Here is a 1,368-nt window from a genome sequence, read left to right on the forward strand (position 1 = left end):
CCTCGACCGATTAGTATCACTCAGCTCCGCATGTCGCCATGCTTCCACCCGTGACCTATCTACCTCATCGTCTCTGAGGGGTCTTTCTTGATTACTCAAAGGGAAATCTCATCTTGGAGGGGGCTTCATGCTTAGATGCTTTCAGCATTTATCCCGTCCGCACGTAGCTACCCAGCGATGCTCCTGGCGGAACAACTGGTACACCAGCGGTGCGTCCATCCCGGTCCTCTCGTACTAAGGACAGCTCTCCTCAAATTTCCTGCGCCCACGACGGATAGGGACCGAACTGTCTCACGACGTTCTGAACCCAGCTCGCGTACCGCTTTAATGGGCGAACAGCCCAACCCTTGGGACCTACTCCAGCCCCAGGATGCGATGAGCCGACATCGAGGTGCCAAACCTCCCCGTCGATGTGGACTCTTGGGGGAGATCAGCCTGTTATCCCCAGGGTAGCTTTTATCCGTTGAGCGATGGCCCTTCCATGCGGAACCACCGGATCACTAAGCCCGACTTTCGTCCCTGCTCGACTTGTAGGTCTCGCAGTCAAGCTCCCTTCTGCCTTTGCGCTCTACGAATGATTTCCAACCATTCTGAGGGAACCTTTGGGCGCCTCCGTTACTGTTTAGGAGGCGACCGCCCCAGTCAAACTACCCGCCTGACACGGTCCTCCAGCCGGATGACGGCTGCGAGTTAGAGACTCTATGCATGAAGGGCGGTATCCCAAGGGTGACTCCTCCGAAGCTGGCGCTCCGGTCTCGACGTCTCCCGCCTATCCTGTACATCATGCACAAAGCCTCAATATCAGGCTGTAGTAAAGCTCCATGGGGTCTTTCCGTCCTGTCGCGGGTAACCTGCATCTTCACAGGTACTATGATTTCACCGGGTCTCTCGTTGAGACAGTGCCCAAATCGTTACGCCTTTCGTGCGGGTCGGAACTTACCCGACAAGGAATTTCGCTACCTTAGGACCGTTATAGTTACGGCCGCCGTTTACTGGGGCTTCGGTTCAAAGCTTCGCTTGCGCTAACCCATCCCCTTAACCTTCCAGCACCGGGCAGGCGTCAGCCCCTATACGTCATCTTGCGATTTAGCAGAGACCTGTGTTTTTGCTAAACAGTCGTTTGGGCCTATTCACTGCGGCTCTACTCAATGTAGAGCGTCCCTTCTCCCGAAGTTACGGGACCATTTTGCCGAGTTCCTTAACGAGAGTTATCCCGCGCGTCTTAGAATTCTCATCCCGCCTACCTGTGTCGGTTTACGGTACTGGCACCTTCCACCTCACTAGAGGCTTTTCTTGGCAGTGTGAAATCGTGACCTTCGTCCCTACGGGACTCCGCATCGTTCCTCGACTTTGGTGCCTGACGGATTT

General features: G+C 55.2%; 1 rRNA gene. It reads right to left on the reverse strand.

What is annotated here, in order from left to right:
• Positions 1-2: 2 nt before the first annotated feature.
• A 23S ribosomal RNA gene (locus tag MUN34_RS15765) occupies positions 3-1,368 on the reverse strand; the annotation flags it as partial.

Origin of the sequence: Exiguobacterium sp. 17-1, assembly GCF_023096305.1 — a bacterium.
Lineage (GTDB): Bacteria > Bacillota > Bacilli > Exiguobacteriales > Exiguobacteriaceae > Exiguobacterium_A > Exiguobacterium_A sibiricum_A.